We start from the raw sequence: 16,745 nt of genomic DNA on the forward strand, positions 1-16,745 counted from the left end.
ACGATCAACAAAGTGTGGGTGGGTCCTGGGGGAAAACCCCCCCCCGTCCCCCGCCGCCGTCGCTGTGGACCGCTCAGAGCGCGCTGAAGCCGACCTTGCGGGCGCTCGGCTCACCGATCTCGACGTAGGCGAGCCGGTCGGCCGGAACGAGGACCTTGCGGCCGTGCTCGTCCACCAGGCTCAGCAGCGGCGCCTTCCCGGCGAGCGCGTCGGACACCGCGCGCTCGACGTCCTCGACGGACTGCTCGCTCTCCAGGGTGATCTCGCGGGGTGCGTGCTGCACGCCGATCTTGACCTCCACGGCCTTGTCCCTCCGACGGTCGTTGTGCGCGGCGTCCGCGCTGTACGCAGCACACATTAGCCCGGGAAACGGGCCCGCTGGGCCGAGCGGGACAAGCCCGCAGCGAACACGCTTAAGTCCCGGCCTCCGCCCCGTGCAGCGGGAAGCCCGCGATACCGCGCCAGGCGAGCGACGTGAGCAACTGCACAGCGGTGTCCCGGGGGACGGTGCTGCCGCTGGAGAGCCAGTAGCGGGCGACGACCTGCGAGACGCCGCCGAGGCCGACGGCCAGCAGCATGGACTCGTCCTTGGACAACCCGGTGTCCTCGGCGATGACCTCGCTGATCGCCTCGGCGCACTGGAGCGAGACCCGGTCCACGCGCTCGCGCACGGCGGGCTCGTTGGTGAGGTCCGACTCGAAGACGAGACGGAAGGCGCCGCCCTCCTCCTCGACGTACGCGAAGTACGCGTCCATGGTGGCCGCGACCCGCTGCTTGTTCTCGGTGGTCGAGGCGAGCGCGGTGCGGACCGCCTGCAGCAGGGCCTCGCAGTGCTGGTCGAGCAGGGCGAGGTACAGCTCCAGCTTGCCCGGGAAGTGCTGGTAGAGCACGGGTTTGCTGACGCCCGCGCGCTCGGCGATGTCGTCCATCGCGGCCGCGTGATAGCCCTGTGCGACGAAGACCTCCTGGGCGGCGCCCAAGAGCTGGTTGCGTCGGGCTCGGCGCGGCAGGCGCGTACCCCGCGGGCGCGCCTCGGTCTGCTCGATGGCTGTCACGCCGCCTCCCATTGAATGTTGCGAGCACGGTGTCCACCGCGCCCGCCATCGTACTTTTGGGTAACAGGGCCGCGCGCGGTCCGTGCGGAAGTTTTCACGGACTGGACTCTATGAAAAGCCCATGAACGGCGCTGGTCATCGATAGTCCTCCTCGTTCTCCTCGACGACCCGGGCCTGCTCCGCGCGGTCGGCCTCGTTGGCCTCCAGCGGCTCGTCGGCGCTCCGGCGGTCGTCGCGGTGGGGGACGAGGTCGTGGTGCTGCTCGGCGGCGTCCGCCTCGGGGGCCTCGACGCTGCGGGGGGCTGCGTTGTCGTTGTCCTCCAGGGCGTTCGCGAAGGTCTCGGGGTCGCGTGGATCGACGGACATGTAGTCCCCTTCCCAGGGGCAGACGATCGCCCCTGTGTATTACGAGCCTAGGAGAGGTCACTTTCGGACGCTACGTGGTCTGTGAGGGTGAACACACGGTCAGCCATGTGATCGTCTCGTAACATTGCCGCATGTCTTCGACCGAGCCGCCGGAAGCCCGCATCGTTGCCGCGGTGCCCCCCGCGCGGCCCGTTCGGGTCGGTGCGGGTGAAAAGCTGCGTACCACCAGCCTGCCCGGTCTCACGCTGAACGTGCGTACCCGCCCGCCGGGGGTTTCAGGGCTTCCGCCCGCGGTTTTTCTCCACGGATTGGGCGGTTGTTCGCAAAACTGGTCGCCGCTGATGGAACAGCTCGCCGACCGGCTCGATATCGAGGCCCCTGACCTGCCCGGATTCGGTGACTCCCCGCCGCCCGACGACGGCGACTACTCGATAACCGGCCACGCCCGGGCCGTCATCCGCCACCTCGACGCGAGCGGCCGCGGCCCCGTACATCTGGCCGGAAACTCGATGGGCGGCACGATCGCCATCCGCGTCGCGGCCGTGCGGCCGGACCTCGTGCGCAGTCTCACCCTCGTCTCGCCCGCGCTGCCCGAGCGGCGCCCGCAGCGCACCGCGGTGCCCACCGGGCTGCTCGCGATCCCCGGGGTGACCCGCCTCTTCTCCCGCGCGACCCGCGACTGGGACGCGGAGCGGCGCACCTGGGAGCTGCTGGCGCTCACCTACGGTGACCCCCGGCAGGTCAGCCAGGAGGACTTCGCGCTGGCCGTCGAGGAGTACGAGCGGCGGCTCGCGCTCCCGTACTTCTGGGACGCGCTCGCCCGCTCGGCGCGCGGCCTCATCGACACCTATGCTCTCGGCGGCCAGCACTCGATGTGGCGGCAGGCCGAGCGGGTCCTCGCGCCCACGCTGCTCGTCTACGGTATGCGCGACCAGCTGGTGGCCTTCCGGATGGCCCGGCGGGCGAGCGCAACCTTCCGCGACTCGCGCCTGTTGACGCTGTTGGACGCCGGACATGTGGCGATGATGGAGTACCCCGACGCGGTGGCGCGCGGCATGCGCGAACTGCTCGACGGCGTCGACGGACGACCCGGCGACGGACGAGACGAACGACAAGCACAAGAAGAAGCACGAGAAGCACGAGACAGACGGGACAGCCGGAAGATACGGGGCGTACCGGTGCCCGGAACAGACGGGAGCGGTGCGGCGCGTGGGTAAGCACAGCGCACGGGGCGGCCAGGAGGACCGTGACCCCGGGTCCGCCGAGGCGGATTCCGGCCCCGGTGCGGGACGTCGGCGGCGCTCCGCCGGGCCGCCCGGACACCCGGGAGGCCCCGGGCGCCGTGAACAACAGGGCGGCGGCTGGAGCGCCTTCGGCACCGCCACCATGAACGCGCCGGAGCGCCCCGCCGGGCCCGCCTCCGGTGGCCCGTCCGGCGGCCCCTCCGGGGGCGGTGCGGGCGGGCTGATGCCCGGGCCGCGCAAGGAGTACCTGCAGGCGTTCGACACCGCGGGCACCGACACCGACACCCTGGAAACGGACGGCGAGGACGTCTTCGCCGCCGGTGCGCCCGGAGCTGTACCGCCGCCGCGCCGTACCGGCCCCGGCGCGGGTGCCGATGAGGCCCGTAAGAACGCCGCGGACGGCCTCGGTGACGGCACGGCCCCGGCGGCCGACGGGCCCGACGGGAGTGACCCCGCGGGCAAGGGCGCGCGCGGCGTCGCCAAGGGCGGCAAGGGCCGCACGTTCACCGGTGTCGCCGCGGCGGCCGTGACCACCGTGCTGGCCGTCGTGGTGGCCGGGCAGGTGGCGAACGGCCCGCAGGGCGACGACAAGGCGCGGGCCAAGGGCGGTTCGGAGCGCGGCGACGGGGGCGCCGTGGCGACCGATACGGACGGCCGGACCAATCCGTCCGCCTCCGCGTCCCCCCAACTCGCCACGTACGACCAGAAGATGGCCGCCCTGTTCCCGCTCGACCCGAAGCTCAAGGGCTCGGGCGCTTTCACGACCGTCCCCGGGAAGGACAAGGCGCCCGGCAAGGGCGAGGTCCTTCGCTACCGGGTGGACGTCGAGAAGGGGCTGCCGCTCGACGGCGCGCTGTTCGCCGAGGCGGTGCACAAGACGCTCAACGACGAGCGCAGTTGGGGCCACGGCGGCACCCGCACCTTCGAACGGGTCTCGTCCGGGCGCCCCGACTTCATCATCACCCTGGCGAGCCCCGGTACCACCGCGGTGTGGTGCCAGAAGTCCGGTCTCGACACCACCGAGGACAACGTCTCGTGCGACTCGGCGTCCACCGAGCGCGTCATGATCAACGCCTATCGGTGGGCGCAGGGCGCCAGCACGTTCGGCGACGACAAGATGCATTCGTACCGCCAGATGCTCATCAACCACGAGGTCGGGCACCGGCTCGGGCACAACCACGAGACGTGCTCCAAGCAGGGCGCGCTCGCTCCGGTGATGATGCAGCAGACCAAGTTCCTGGCGACGGACGGCGTGACGTGCCGCCCCAACGCCTGGCCGTTCCCCAAGGGCTGACGGCCCTGCGCCAGGGGACCGGCCGGCCGCCCGCGGCCTTTATAGCGCCTCCCAACGCCTGAATTCCAGGAAGGTCACGGGCGTTCACCCCTTCTGGTGGCGCGACGGACAACCGTCCGTCGCGCCATAGCCCTGCGCGCATAACGTGCTCCCGCTGCCCGACGTGCCGAACCGCGGCATGACGGCTTGCTCACATGGGAGATCGGGGGTGCGCTCATGCGCGTGGGACTGCTTACGGAGGGTGGGTACCCGTATGCGACCGGTGAGGCGCGGGTGTGGTGCGACCGGCTGGTGCGCGGGCTGGACCAGCACGACTTCGAGGTCTACGCGCTGAGCCGCGACGCCCGTCAGGAGGCCGGGGGCTGGGACGAGCTGCCCGGGCCGGTGCGACGGGTGCGCACCGCGCCGCTGTGGGGCGAGCCGACCGGGCGGTGGCGGTCGTACGGGCGGCGGCAGCGGGGGCGGTTCACCGAGCACTTCGGGGACCTGGCGGTGGCGATCAGCGTTCCGGGCGGCCCGGACAGCGCCCAGGCGGACCGTTTCGCCAGCGGCCTCCACGGCCTCGCCGACCTCGCCCGCGACGGCGGCGGGCTGTCCGCCGCGCTCCGTTCCGAGGACGCCGTCCGCACCCTGGAGCGCGCCTGCCACACCCCCGGCGCGCCGCGCGCCGCCCACCGCGCGCGGGTCACCGATCTGCTGGCCGTGACCGAGGCCCTGGAGCGGGCGCTGCGCCCGCTGTCGCTCGACTGGTACGGCGGCGGTGGCCGCGACCCGGGGCTGTCCGGCGTGGACCTGTGCCACGCCACCTCGGGCGGCGTGGCCGCGCTCCCCGGGCTGCTGGCCAAGCGCCGCTTCGGTACGCCGCTGCTGGTCACCGAGTACGGCGTACGGCTGCGCGAGCACTATCTGCGGCGTCCGGCCGGTCGCGACGGCTCGGGGCCGGTCCGCGCCCTGCTGGCCGCCTTCCAGGGCAGGCTGGCCGCCGAGGCGTACGCGCAGGCCGCGCTCATCACCCCCGGCAACACCCACGCCCGCCGCTGGCAGGAGCGGTGCGGTGCCGCCCCGGAGCGGCTGCGCACCGTCTACCCCGGTATGGACGCCGCGTGCTTCGCGGAGGTCGGCGAGGCCGGAGCGGCGTCCTGCGGGGGCGACCGGACGCTGGTGTGGGTGGGGCGGCTCGAACCGGCCAAGGACGTCGTCGCGCTGCTGCACGCCTTCGCCGAGGTGCGCCGGTGGCAGCCGGACGCGCGGCTGCGCGTCATCGAGACCCGCGCCGAGACCCGGCCCGGGACCCGTTCCGGCTCCGGGGCCCGGCCCGGTGACGACCCCGCCGACGGCTACCCGGCCCACTGCCGCGCCCTCGCCGCCCACCTCTTCCCCGACGAGGCCGCGAACGCCCATACGCCCGGGGACAACCCGGTCTCCTTCGAGCACGTCGGCGACCCCGAGGTGCCCACCCTGGCGGACGCGTACGCGGCGGGCGCCGTCGTCGTGCTGTCCAGCGTGGTCGAGGGCTTCCCGGTGGGGCTGGTCGAGGCGATGTTCTGCGGCCGGGCGACGGTCTCGACGGACGCGGGCGCCGTCTGCGAGGCCATCGGCGGCACCGGTCTGGTGGTGCCACCGCGCAACCCCAGGGCGCTCGCCGACGCGTGCCTCGCGCTGTTGCGCGACCCCGAGCGCCGCGCCCGGCTGGGCGCCGCCGCGCGCGCCCGGGCGCTGGAGCTGTTCACCGCCGAGCAGAACGTGGTCGCCTTCCGGGGCATCTACCTGGAGCTGATGTCCCACTGCCCGGTGCGCCGCGAGGAGGTCGGCGCGGGCGGCGCGCCCCTGCCGTTCGCCCGCCCGGCGGAGGCCCACATCCCGGGCCGCTGGACCGCCGGTCAGGGGCTCGCGCACACGCCCCGGTGGGCGGAGGCCGGACCGCCGCCGGGCCGGACCATGGCCGCCCTGTCCGAGGAGGGCGCGTGACCGGGCCCGCGTACCGGCCGGGCGCGCCCGGGGCGCGCCGCGAACAGCCCAGCGCCCCGGCGTCGGCCCACGAGCAGGGGCCGAAGGGGCGGCGCGGATCGGTGGACCCGGTGCGGGCGCTGATGCACCGCCACCGCGAGCTGTGCGCCCGGGCCGTCGATCCGCTGGAGATCGCCGCCGGTCTGGAGGCCCACGGGGTCACCGACCGCACCGCGGCGCGCTTCCGGCACCGCGATGTCTTCTCGCTCGCCGAGGAGCTGTACGCGCGGGTCCCGCGCGACGGCGGGGACGACGGGCCCGGTAAGGACGGGCCCTGGAAGGACGAGCCCGGTAAGGAGACCGCGCCGAACCGGCCCTTGGCCGTGCGGGCGGCCCTCGGGCTGCTGTGGCTGCTGCCCGGCGCGCTGGCCGCGGCGACCGTGATCGGCGCGTACCGGACCGGGGCGCCCGCCGTCGGCGCGGCCGGTGCCGTCCTGACGGCGGGCGCGCTGTGGCTGTGCCTGCGCCGGGGGCCGCTCGCCGTCGGTGGACGCGGCGGACGGCGCGCCGGGAAGGGCCGCTCGACGGGCCGTGGCGCGCGAAGGTCCTCGGGCCGCAGCGCGGGCCGAGGGGCGCGAGGGCGCGCGAGCCGTTCCAGGGGCCGTCTCGGGGGCCTGCCGGGCGCCCTGCGCACCGGCTGGCTGCTCGCCTACGCCGCCTGCGGCGACTGGCTGCTGGCCGGGCTCACCGGCCGTACGGGCACGGGCGCCGCGCACGGCGCCCTTGGGCCGTACGACCCGGCGGCGGCCGCCGAGGCCGCCGTCGTCCTCGGCCTCGCCGTCGCCCCCGCCGCGTGGTGCGCCCGCTGGTTCGCCGTACGGGCGCGCCGCAGACTGGCCGCCAGCAGCGGGCTGGACGAGTTCGCGGCGGGGGTCCGCCCGCTGTGCGCGGCCACCGCCGTGGCCTTCCTGCTCACCCTGCCGCCGCTGGTGCTCACCGCCCGGCTCGCGGTGCCCGGCGCCGCCGCGGACCTCACCGCCGAGGCGGGCGCCGTCGCGCTGGCCGGTCTGCTGTTCCTCGCCCGGCTGCTCACCGTCCACGGCTTCCGCGCCGCCGCGGCCACCGGCACCGCCGTGGCCTGCGCGGCCGAGGTGGCCGTGCTGGGCGCCGCCGGGGCCGCCCGGCTGCCGGGCTGCGCGGTGCTCGGCGAGCCGGTGCGGCGGCTGGCCGCCGCCCACGGTACGGCCGCGGTACCCGCCGTGGCCTGCGGGGCCGCCGCGCTCGCGCTGCTGGTGTACGCGTGCGCCGCGCTGTCCCGCGCCTCGGCCCACACCGCCCCCACGACGCCCCCCACACCGACCACGCGGGTCATGCCACCCCTTCTTATCCCTACAAGGAGCACCTCCATGAGCGACGAGACGACCGCCCCACACGCCATCCCCGGGGAGGCGCGACGATGAGAGTCCTGCTGCTCGGCTCCGGCGGCTACCTGGGCCGCTACGTCGCCGAACACCTGCTGGCCGACCCCGCGGTACAGCTCACCGCGCTCGGCCGCGGCGACGACGCCGACGTGCGGTTCGACCTGTCCAACGGCAGCCCCGGCGCGCTCACCCGCTTCCTGAACGCGGTCCACCCCGGTGTGGTGATCAACTGCGCGGGCGCGACCCGCGGCGGGGCCCGCGAGCTGACCCGGCACAACACCGTGGCCGTCGCGACCGTCTGCGAATCGCTGCGCCGCAGCGGCTGCGGCGCCCGGCTGGTCCAGATCGGCTGTTCCTCCGAGTACGGGCCGTCCCAGCCCGGTTCGTCCACCGCCGAGGACGCCGTGCCGCGCCCCGGCGGCCCGTACGGCGTGAGCAAGCTGGCCGCGACCGAGCTGGTGCTCGGCTCCGGTCTGGACGCGGTGGTGCTGCGGGTCTTCTCGCCGGTCGGTCCCGGTACCCCGGCAGGTTCCCCGCTCGGCCGCCTCGCCGAGGCGATGCGGCGCGCGATGCAGTCCGGGGACAGCGAGCTGAAGCTGAGCGGCCTGGGGGTGCAGCGGGACTTCGTGGACGTACGGGACGTGGCGCGGGCGGTCCACGCGGCCTCCCTGTCGGCCGCGCAGGGCGTCGTCAACATCGGCACCGGGCGCGCCGTCCGGCTGCGCGAGGCGGCCTCCGTACTGGCCCGGGTGGCGGGCTTCGGCGGCACCCTGCACGAGGTCGACGTCCCGCCCGGGCGGAACCCGCTGCACGCCCATATCCCGGCCCCCGCGCACGCCCCCGGACACGCTCCGGCGCCCACCCCGCACGCCCCCGGTCACGCCCCCGGGCCGGGGGAGCACGGCGGCGCCGCCGCGTACCCCTACCCGGACGGCTGCGGCAGCTGGCAGCAGGCCGATGTGCGCACCGCGCGCGACCGGCTGGGCTGGCGCTCCCGCATCCCGCTGGAGGAGTCGCTGGCCGACATCTGGATGGAGGCCGCGTGTCGCATCTGATCTCCCCGGGCCCCCGGCGGCGCGCCCCGGCGTCCCAGCCCGCCGCCGGTCTGGGCCTGGGGGTGCCGGGCTGGGCGCACCCCCTGGTCGCGCCCGTCGAATGGGGTGAGCTGACCCGCCGCGGCACCCCGGTGCACTGGGCCGTTCTGGATGTGGCGCGCGGCCCCGGCTCGTGCCCGGACCCGTACTGCGCCGCCGCGGTGGCCCGGCTGCGCACGGCGGGCGTGCGGGTGCTGGGGCGGCTGGACCTGCGGTTCGGCGCCCGCCCCTTCGGCGAGCTGGTCTCGGACGCGACCCGCTATCTGGACTGGTACCGGCCCGACGGCTTCTATCTGGACTGCTGCCCGTCGGAGCGCCCGGGCCTCGCGGACGTCCGCCGGATCGTCACCACGCTGCGCGCGCTGCGCGGCGGGGCGTACACGGTGCTGGGCCAGGACACCCACCCGTACCAGGACTACGCGGAGATCGCCGACCAGCTGGTGACCTTCCGCGGCCGGTGGGCCGACTACCGCTGGTCCCAGGTCGCGGAGTGGACGGCGGGTTATCCGCCCGAACGGTTCTGCCACCTGGTGCACGGGGTGCCCCGGCCGCATCTGGACGAGGCGCTGCGCATCGCCCGCTGGCAGGGGGCGGGCACGGTCTTCTTCACGGACCGCACGACCCGCCCGGGCCAGCGCGCGGGCTCCGCCGCCCTGTGGGAGACGCTGCCCGGCCACTGGGACGATGTCGTCTCGCGCATCGGACCATGTGTCATGGAATGAGATGGGGCGTGGCAGTGTTACGAGGAGACGAGAAGGCAACCTCCCCGCTCACGCGGGGGTGAATCCACCCCGCTCCTACCCACTACGGAGTCCTTGTGTCGCTGCCACCCCTGGTCGAGCCGGCTGCCGAGCTCACCGTCGACGAGGTCCGCAGGTACTCGCGCCATCTGATCATCCCGGATGTCGGCATGGAGGGCCAGAAGCGGCTGAAGAACGCCAAGGTGCTCTGTGTGGGCGCGGGCGGTCTCGGCTCGCCTGCCCTGATGTACCTGGCCGCCGCAGGTGTGGGCACGCTCGGCATCATCGAGTTCGACGAGGTCGACGAGTCCAACCTGCAGCGCCAGATCATCCACAGCCAGGCGGACATCGGCCGCCCGAAGGCGCAGTCCGCGCGCGACAGCGTCCTCGGCATCAACCCCTACACGAACGTCGTGCTGCACGAGGGCCGCCTCGAGGCGGACAACGTGATGGAGATCTTCTCCCAGTACGACCTGATCGTTGACGGCACCGACAACTTCGCCACCCGCTACCTGGTGAACGACGCGTGCGTGCTGCTGAACAAGCCGTACGTATGGGGCTCGATCTACCGGTTCGACGGCCAGGCGTCCGTCTTCTGGTCCGAGTACGGCCCCTGCTACCGCTGCCTGTACCCGGAGCCCCCGCCGCCCGGCATGGTCCCCTCCTGCGCCGAGGGCGGGGTCCTGGGCGTGCTCTGCGCGTCCATCGGCTCCATCCAGGTCACCGAGGCCATCAAGGTGCTCACCGGCGCCGGCGACCCGATGGTCGGCCGCCTGATGATCTACGACGCCCTGGAGATGACCTACAAGCAGGTCAAGGTCCGCAAGGACCCGGACTGCGCGGTCTGCGGCCCGAACGCCACCGTCAAGGAACTGATCGACTACGAGGCCTTCTGCGGTGTCGTCTCGGACGAGGCCCAGGAGGCGGCGGCCGGTTCGACGATCACTCCCAAGCAGCTCAAGGAGTGGATCGACGACGGCGAGGCCATCGACATCATCGATGTCCGCGAGCCGAACGAGTACGAGATCGTCTCGATCCCGGGCGCCCGGCTGATCCCGAAGAACGAGTTCCTGATGGGCGGCGCCCTCCAGGACATGCCGCAGGACAAGAAGATCGTCTTGCATTGCAAGACGGGTGTCCGCTCCGCGGAAGTTCTGGCCGTCCTGAAGTCCGCGGGCTTCTCCGACGCCGTCCACGTGGGCGGCGGCGTGATCGGCTGGGTCAACCAGATCGAGCCCGACAAGCCGGTCTACTAGCGGACCCGCGTGGGGCCCGGACCGTCGCATCGGGCGGTCCGGGCCCTTCGCCGTTCATCCGCAGGTCTTGCCGCCGGGCGGCACCTTCCCGTCGAGCAGATAGGTGTTCACGGTCTTCGTCATGCAGGCGTTGCCGCTGTTGTACGCGCCATGGCCCTGCCCCCGGTACGTGACCTCGACGCCCACGCCCCGGCCCAGCTCGCGGGCCATCGTCCGGGCGCCCTCGTACGGGGTGGCCGGGTCGCCGGTGTTGCCGATGACGAGGACCGGCGCGGAGCCCTTGGCGCTCACGTCCGGGGTGTCCGTCTTCCCGGTGACCGGCCAGCCGGTGCAGGCGAGCAGCGACCAGGCCAGATAGTCGCCGAAGACCTTCGACGTCTCGCGGAACCGGGGCAGTCGCTTCTTCACCTCGCTCACCGTGTAGCGCTTCTTCTCGTCGGCGCAGTTGACCGCCGTATTGGCCGCGTTGATATTGCTGTAGCGGCCGTTCTCGTCGCGGCCGGACATCGAATCCGCCATCGCGAGCAGCAGATTGCCCTTGCCGAGCGTCAGCGCTTCCTGAAGGCCCAGCGTCAGGTATTTCCAGCTGTCCTTGGAGTAGAGCGCGGCGGCGATACCGCCGAGCGCCCCTCCCTGGGTGAGCTTTCGGCCGCTGTCGGTGTCCAGCGGCTTCTTGTCGAGCTTCTTCAGCAGCGTGACGATTTTCTCGGTGCCCGCCTTCGGATCGTCGCCGACCGGGCAGGCGGGCCCCTTCTTGGCGCAGTCCCGGAGGTAGTTGTCCAGAGCGAGCTGGAACCCCCTGGCCTGGGCGAGGGAGCCCTGTTCGGTGTCCGCGGACGGGTCGACCACGGCGTCGAGGACCGCGCGCGCCACATGCCGCGGATACAGATGGGCGTAGACGCCGCCGAGTTCGGTGCCGTAGGAGATGCCGAAATACGAGAGCTTCCGGTCGCCCAGCACCTGCCGCATGAGGTCCATGTCGCGGGCGGCGCTCACGGTGTCCACACGCGGGAGCATCTTCCCGGAGCGCTTTTCGCACCCGGCGATGTATTTCTTGGCGTCCGCGGTCGCCGCCTTGATTTCGGCGGCGTCGTCCGGAGTGCCGTCCACCGCCTCCGCGGCGTCGATCTCCTTGTCGCTCCGGCAGGTCACGCCCTCGCTTTCGCCGACCCCGCGCGGATCGAAGCTCACCAGGTCATAGCGCGTGCGCAAGGTCTCGTAATCCCCGCTGAATCCGGGCAGGGAGGAGACTCCGGAGCCGCCGGGGCCGCCGAAGTTGAACACCAGGGAGCCGATCCGCTTCCCCGGGCCGGTGGCCCTGGCGCGGATCATGGCGAGGTCGATGGTCTCTCCGCCCGGCTTCGCCCAGTCCAGCGGCACCGTGAGGTCGGCGCACTCCCAGTCGTCGCCCGGCGCCTTGCCGGTGCCCTGGAGCGCGGTCGGCGCCGCGCAGTCCTTCCAGTGCGGCTTCTGGGCGGTGAGCGAGCGGGCCAGGCCGGAGGAGCCCGGGGGAGCGGCCGGGGCGGTGGACGAGGTGCTCGACGAGGGGCCGGACGACGCCTTCCCCTGGTCCTTCCCGTCGCCGCTGCAGCCCGCGACGGCGATGAGGGTGACCACGGCGGTCGCGGAGACCAGCGCCCTGGTCCGTATGGTGCGGAGGGAACTCGGCATGGTCGACATGGTCGGTGATCCTATGAGGATGGTATGAGCGGGACTGTGCGCGCTTGTTCTCCATACCGTCACAGCCGCGACGGCGGCCCGGCTAGGTGCAGACCTTGCCGTTTTCCGGCACCCGGCCGTTCAGCAGATAGGCGTTCACGGTCTTGCGCACACAGCCGCTGCCGCTGTCGTACGCCCCGTGTCCCTCGCCCTTGTAGGTGAGCTGGACGCCGACCCCGGGCCCCAGTTCGTCGGCCATCTTCCGCGCCCCGGCGTACGGCGTGGCCGGGTCGCCGGTGTTGCCGACGATCAGGATGGGCGCGGCGCCGCGGGCATGCACGTCTGGGGTGGTCCAGGCGCCGCGCACGGGCCAGTCGGTGCACTGGGTGAGGCTCCAGGCCATGAAGTCGCCGAACACCGGGGATGCCTTGCGGAAGGTGGGCAGCTTCTTCCGGATGTCGGCCAGGGTGTAGCGCTGTTTGAAGTCGGCGCAGGTGACGGCGTTGAGTGAGGCCTGCAGGGTGCTGTAGTCGCCGTTCTCGTCGCGCCCGTTCATGGCGTCGCCGAGAGCCAGCAGAATCCCGCCGTCGCCCTGCCGGGCCGCGGCGATCCCCTGGGTGAGGTACGGCCAGAAGTCCCGTGAGTACAGGGACTGCGCGATGCCCCCGTCGGCCAGCGTCTGAGTGAGCTTCCGGTTGCCGCTGCCCGCCACCGGATGCCGGTCGAGGCGCTTCAGGAGGGCCTGGATCCGGGCCTGGGTCGGGCATCCGGCCGCGGCGGTGCCGCGGCACCCCTTCAGGTAGTCGCCCAGCGCCAGCTGGAACCCCTTCGCCTGGCCGAGGGCGCCCTGCTCGGGGTTCTGGGTGGGGTCCACGACCCCGTCGAAGAGCGCCCGGCCCACCTTCTTGGGATACAGATGGGCGTAGACGCCGCCCAGTTCGGTGCCGTAGGAGACGCCGAAGTAGTACAGCTTGCGGTCGCCGAGGACGCGGCGCATCACGTCCATGTCGCGGGCGGCGTTGGTGGTGCCGACGTACGGGAGCACCGCGCCGGACCGCTTCTCGCACCCGGCGGCGTAGGTCTTGACCCGGCGCACCAGGGACTTCACCTCGGCGGAGTCGTCCGGGGAGGCGTCGGCCGCGTAGTAGGCGTCGAGCTGCCGGTCGTCGAGGCAGTGCACCCCTTTGCTGCGGCCGACCCCGCGCGGATCAAAGCTGACCAGGTCATAGCGGGTGCGCAGCTGTTTGTAGCTGCCCGCGAGGGCGGGCAGGGTGGCGACGCCCGAGCCGCCGGGGCCGCCGAAGTTGAAGATCAGCGAGCCGATCCGCCGGTCCGGGTCGGTGGCCTTGGCGCGGATCAGCGCGATGCCGAGGGTGGCGCCGCGCGGTTTCGCGTAGTCGAGCGGGACGTGCAGGGTCGCGCACTGCCACTCCCGGCCCGGGGCCTTGGTGGTCGCCCCGTCCTCGCTGTCGGAGGGCACGGGACAGGCGGCCCAGTGGAGCTTCTGGCCCGCGGTGGTGTCCGGCCTGCCGGGGTCGCCGCCGCATCCGGCGGTGGCGGCGAGCAGCAGGGCGGCGGCGGACAGCGCACCGGTGCGCAGGGGTCGGGACACGGCGGCTCTCCCGGGGTGGCGGCGTACCGCCATCCTGCGGGCCACGGCGGGGCCGCGCGCGCACAGCGCGGGCGTACGGGTGAGGCGCGGGCGCGGGGCCTCGGCGTCGCTACAGCGACTCTCGGCGGGTGAGGTGGGTGAACGCCAGCCAGCCGGGCAGCACCGGCAGCCAGAAGACCATCAGCCTAAAGAGCAGCACCGCGGGCGCGGCCACCTCGTACGGCAGCCCGGCGAAGGTCAGTCCGGCGATCAGGGCGGCCTCGACGGCGCCGACGCCGCCCGGGGTGGGCGCGGCCGACCCCAGGGCGTTGCCCGCGAGGAAGACGACCGCGATGCTCGCGTAGCTCAGCTCGCCGCCGAACGCGCGGATGGACGCGTCGAGGCACAGCACATTGGCCGCGGTCAGCAGCAGCATGCCGCCGATTCCGGCGAGCAGCTTCCGGGGCCGCTGCAGCACGTCCAGCATGCGCGGCACGACGCCCGCGAACAGCGACCGCACCCGGGTGGAGACGAACTTGCGCAAGGCCGGGACGGCGGTGACCACAAGGGTCAGCACGGCGCCCGTCAGCAGCCCGGCGATCACGGTCCGGGACGGGGAGAGCGTCGGGGTGCGCTCGGTGCCGGTGATGTAGCCGAAGGTGGCCAGCAGCACGATGTGGCTGGCCAGGCCGAACAGCTGCGACGCGCCGACGCTCGCCACCGCGAGCCCCGGCCGCACCCCCGCGCGCTGCAGGAAGCGGGCGTTGAGGGCGACGCCGCCGACCGCCGCGGGGGCCACCAGTTTCACGAAGGAGGCGGCGACCTGCGCCAGCACCGTACGCCCGAACGGCACCTTCTCGGGGACGAAGCCGAGCAGGCTCAGGGCGGCGGCCACATAGGTGAGCGCGGAGAAGACGAGCGCGAACAGCACCCAGATCCAGTTGGCCTCGGCGACCAGGGCGCCCAGCTTGACGTGGGTGAACTGGGACAGCAGGAAGTACGCGGCGAAGGCGCCCGCGCAGAAGCTGACCAGGGTGCGCGGCTTGATGCGCTCCAGCCGCACCGGCTCGATCGGCGCCTGCGGCCGCACCAGCAGCACCTGGCGGCGGATCTGGGCGAGCAGATCCTCCTCGCGGGCCTCCTCCAGGGCCTCGTCGATCGCCCGCTTCTCGGCCTGCTTCTCCGCCTTGGCCGTCTTGCGGTCGCTGACGGCGGGCTCGGCCTTGCCCCCGGCCTCCTCGGCTTCCTCGGCTTCCCGCGCCTTGGCCTCCTTGGCGGCGCGGGACGCCTCCAGGACCGCCTCCCGCTGCCGCTGGGCGCGCTCCCGGGCGAGGTGGCGCAGCGTCGCCCGGGTGGCCCGGCCGAGGGCGAGGGGCTGCAGCAGGGGGAGGCTGTCGGCGACCGCGTCCGGGCCGATGACGTCGACCGCGACGGCCACGGAGCGCTCGGCGCCCACCCGCAGCCCCAGGGTGGTCAGCAGCTGCGCGATGTCCATCCGCAGCACCACGTCGCCCGCCGCGATCTCGCCGCCGCGCAGATCCGTCAGGATGACCGCGCCGGAGCGGTCGATCAGCAGGGCGTCGCTGTCCAGCCGCCGGTGGGCGATGCGCCGCGACTGGAGCGCCTGCACCTGGTGCCAGGCCCCGGCCAGCAGTTCATCGGTGATCGCCTCGTCCGGCAGGGCGTGCAGGGGGCGGCCGCCGATGTGCTCGTAGACCAGCATCACGGCGTCCGGGCCCAGCTCGGAGGTGGCGATCAGCTTGGGCGCGTTGGCGCCCGCCGCGATCGCCGCGTACGCCAGCAGCGCCTCCTGCTCCAGTGCCTGGCGCAGCGACTGGAGGCTGCGCGGCGGGGTGATGGTGCGCAGCGTCAGCCGCTGCCAGACGCTGTAGAAGAAGCCCTGGGCCTGCTGCTCGCGGTCGACCACGGTGACGTCCAGCGGCGGCCCGTCCTCCAGGGTGACCAGATAGCGGCGGCCCCGGTCGCTGTGGTTGCCGTGCTCGTCGACGGCCTCCTCGGCGCGCGCCGCGCTGACCGGGTTGAAGCCGACCCGGCGCAGCCCGGCGAGCAGGTTCTGGCCGGTGGGCCGCACGTTGGGGGAGCCGACGGCGTAGAGCGTGCCGTAGGCGACGGTCCAGCCGATGAGCACCGTGATGATGATCGCGAACGGGGTGGTGTAGCCGCCGACGAGCACCGCGAACGCGTCGAGCAGCAGTACGCCCCACATGGCCACCCGCCAGCGGGGGCGGCGGGCCATCCCGACGGCCGTCATATAGGCGATCACCGGGGCCAGGTAGCCGTGCACGGGATCGCTCAGGGCGCCGCCGGGCGCGGGCTGGGTGAGGGCCTCGCGGATCGAGTCGGGCGCGGCCCTGGCGACCCAGAGATCGGTGGCGAGGGAGATGCCGTGGGCGAGGACCGCGGCCAGGACGCCGTCCGCGATGCGCAGCCCGTCCCGTTTGACCAGCCGCTCGATCGCGAACGCCACCGGCAGGACGAGCACGGCGATGCTGGCCGTCAGCCCCGCGAAGTCGATCATCAGCGGGGGCGCCTGGTTGGCGCCGTGGCCGATGTCCTTCTCCAGTCCGGCGGTGGTGCCGTGCGCGAAGGCGGCGACGGCGAGGACGATGCCGATGCCCAGCGCGCCGAGCAGCAGCCGCATCAGGTCGGAGGGGCGGTGGACCCGGGCGGGCAGCAGCGGTTCGTCACCCGAGACGCGTTCGTTGTGTCCCTGCGGGCCGTCCGGATCGTCGTCGCAGCCGTCGGCGCCGCCGTGGTCCTGAGGGCCGTGCGGACCGTCGGCGCCACCGGTGCCGTTGGCGCCGTCGGAGCTGTTGGTGCCGTCTGAGCCGTCGGAGCGCGGCAACGCCTCAGGGGTGCGGGGCTCCTCTTCCGGAGCCTGCGCACCCTGCTGCTTCGCCGTCTCTTCTTGATCTCGTATCACCAGTCACCGCCCGGAAGATGGTGGCATGCCCGGGCTGCGGAGGAGGGCATCAGGGTGCATTTCGGGGATGTGAGCCACGGATCGTACGCCCCGTAGTGACTTCCCGCACCATGCGTGATCGAACCCCTGCCGCC

At 73.4% G+C, this 16,745-nt stretch carries 13 protein-coding genes; 7 read left to right on the top strand and 6 right to left on the bottom strand.

Translation table 11 applies throughout. The features are described from left to right. Positions 1–73: 73 nt before the first annotated feature. From ACZ6CL_RS02235 to ACZ6CL_RS02245, 3 genes are all read right to left on the bottom strand, one after another. Positions 74–301 carry a DUF3107 domain-containing protein gene (locus ACZ6CL_RS02235; protein ID WP_468930058.1) on the bottom strand — a complete coding sequence of 76 codons (228 nt, stop codon included), beginning with the start codon at positions 299–301 and terminating at the stop codon, positions 74–76. 112 nt (positions 302–413) lie between these two features. After that, positions 414–1,055, bottom strand: coding sequence for a TetR/AcrR family transcriptional regulator (locus ACZ6CL_RS02240; RefSeq protein WP_468930060.1), 642 nt, complete (start codon positions 1,053–1,055; stop codon positions 414–416). A 135-nt stretch (positions 1,056–1,190) separates the two neighbouring features. Beyond that, complete coding sequence (locus ACZ6CL_RS02245) at positions 1,191–1,421, bottom strand: hypothetical protein (protein WP_468930063.1); 231 nt, start codon at positions 1,419–1,421, stop codon at positions 1,191–1,193. A 131-nt stretch (positions 1,422–1,552) separates the two neighbouring features. On the opposite strand from ACZ6CL_RS02245, the gene ACZ6CL_RS02250 reads away from it, so the two are divergent. The 7 genes from ACZ6CL_RS02250 (at position 1,553) to moeZ (ending at position 10,417) form a co-directional block, all read left to right on the top strand. Then, the gene (locus ACZ6CL_RS02250) at positions 1,553–2,638 is read left to right on the top strand and encodes an alpha/beta fold hydrolase (protein ID WP_468930066.1); all 1,086 of its coding nucleotides are present in this window, start codon (positions 1,553–1,555) and stop codon (positions 2,636–2,638) included. Beyond that, on the top strand, positions 2,622–3,959 hold the full coding sequence (locus tag ACZ6CL_RS02255; protein WP_468930067.1) for a DUF3152 domain-containing protein: 1,338 nt from the start codon (positions 2,622–2,624) through the stop codon (positions 3,957–3,959). Before ACZ6CL_RS02250 ends, ACZ6CL_RS02255 begins: the two co-directional genes overlap by 17 nt. A gap of 216 nt (positions 3,960–4,175) precedes the next feature. Beyond that, positions 4,176–5,927: a DUF3492 domain-containing protein gene (locus tag ACZ6CL_RS02260; protein WP_468930070.1), complete on the top strand. Its 1,752-nt coding sequence runs from the start codon at positions 4,176–4,178 to the stop codon at positions 5,925–5,927. Continuing rightward, positions 5,924–7,366, top strand: a complete 1,443-nt coding sequence (locus ACZ6CL_RS02265; RefSeq protein ID WP_468930073.1) for a hypothetical protein — start codon at positions 5,924–5,926, stop codon at positions 7,364–7,366. Before ACZ6CL_RS02260 ends, ACZ6CL_RS02265 begins: the two co-directional genes overlap by 4 nt. Next, positions 7,363–8,382: an NAD-dependent epimerase/dehydratase gene (locus ACZ6CL_RS02270; RefSeq protein WP_468930075.1), complete on the top strand. Its 1,020-nt coding sequence runs from the start codon at positions 7,363–7,365 to the stop codon at positions 8,380–8,382. The genes ACZ6CL_RS02265 and ACZ6CL_RS02270 overlap by 4 nt, the downstream gene beginning before the upstream one ends. Next, positions 8,370–9,143, top strand: a complete 774-nt coding sequence (locus tag ACZ6CL_RS02275; RefSeq protein WP_468930078.1) for a spherulation-specific family 4 protein — start codon at positions 8,370–8,372, stop codon at positions 9,141–9,143. The genes ACZ6CL_RS02270 and ACZ6CL_RS02275 overlap by 13 nt, the downstream gene beginning before the upstream one ends. 95 nt (positions 9,144–9,238) lie before the next feature. Beyond that, complete coding sequence (moeZ, locus tag ACZ6CL_RS02280; RefSeq protein ID WP_468930079.1) at positions 9,239–10,417, top strand: adenylyltransferase/sulfurtransferase MoeZ; 1,179 nt, start codon at positions 9,239–9,241, stop codon at positions 10,415–10,417. A 54-nt stretch (positions 10,418–10,471) separates the two neighbouring features. Here moeZ and ACZ6CL_RS02285 read toward each other — a convergent pair whose 3' ends face one another. The 3 genes from ACZ6CL_RS02285 to ACZ6CL_RS02295 all read right to left on the bottom strand — a co-directional run bounded on the left by ACZ6CL_RS02285 (position 10,472) and on the right by ACZ6CL_RS02295 (position 16,611). Continuing rightward, positions 10,472–12,088: an alpha/beta hydrolase gene (locus ACZ6CL_RS02285; RefSeq protein ID WP_468930081.1), complete on the bottom strand. Its 1,617-nt coding sequence runs from the start codon at positions 12,086–12,088 to the stop codon at positions 10,472–10,474. A 91-nt stretch (positions 12,089–12,179) separates the two neighbouring features. After that, positions 12,180–13,721 carry an alpha/beta hydrolase gene (locus tag ACZ6CL_RS02290; protein ID WP_468931233.1) on the bottom strand — a complete coding sequence of 514 codons (1,542 nt, stop codon included), beginning with the start codon at positions 13,719–13,721 and terminating at the stop codon, positions 12,180–12,182. A 76-nt stretch (positions 13,722–13,797) separates the two neighbouring features. Then, positions 13,798–16,611, bottom strand: coding sequence for a lysylphosphatidylglycerol synthase transmembrane domain-containing protein (locus tag ACZ6CL_RS02295; protein WP_468930083.1), 2,814 nt, complete (start codon positions 16,609–16,611; stop codon positions 13,798–13,800). Positions 16,612–16,745: the final 134 nt, after the last annotated feature.

The organism is Streptomyces sp. NPDC041200 (assembly GCF_055591805.1).